Raw genomic sequence first — 380 nt, 5'->3', positions numbered from 1 at the left:
CCGGGGGCGGGGGGATTGATACGCCGCCCGGCCGCTCTTACTCGTGCGAAGCGTGCAATAGTCGGCGTGTCTCCTGCCGGTGGCGGCGGGATGCCAGGACCCCGCCCATGCCGGTCATGCCGGTGGCCAGGGCGAGCAGGATGCCCTCCCCGCCTGCCTGGGGGAGCACGCCTGCAGGCAGGTACGTGTACCTCAAGGAGGTGTCGGGCGTTTGGGGTGCGCCGCCCAGCGTGTAGTCGACGCTGACGGTGACCGTGCCCGGCTGGTGTGCGGGCGTGGTCACGGTGACGCTGCTGCCGTCGCCGCGCGTCAGGCCTGATACGGCGGTCTGGTCGAACCTGACGCCGGTGATCACCAGAGCCAGGTTGAACGACACCGGC

The 380-nt window shown here is 70.8% G+C and carries 1 pseudogene; it reads right to left on the bottom strand.

Annotated elements, in window-relative coordinates:
- Positions 1–37: 37 nt before the first annotated feature.
- Positions 38–380 (bottom strand): annotated as a pseudogene (locus tag QRX40_RS08670) (chromosome condensation regulator RCC1); the annotation flags it as partial.

The organism is Bifidobacterium sp. H6bp9, assembly GCF_032193695.1.
In the GTDB taxonomy this organism is placed as follows: Bacteria; Actinomycetota; Actinomycetes; order Actinomycetales; family Bifidobacteriaceae; genus Bombiscardovia; species Bombiscardovia kimbladii.
Note: the sequence above shows the minus strand (reverse complement) of the source record. Positions and strands in the feature narration are given on the sequence as shown.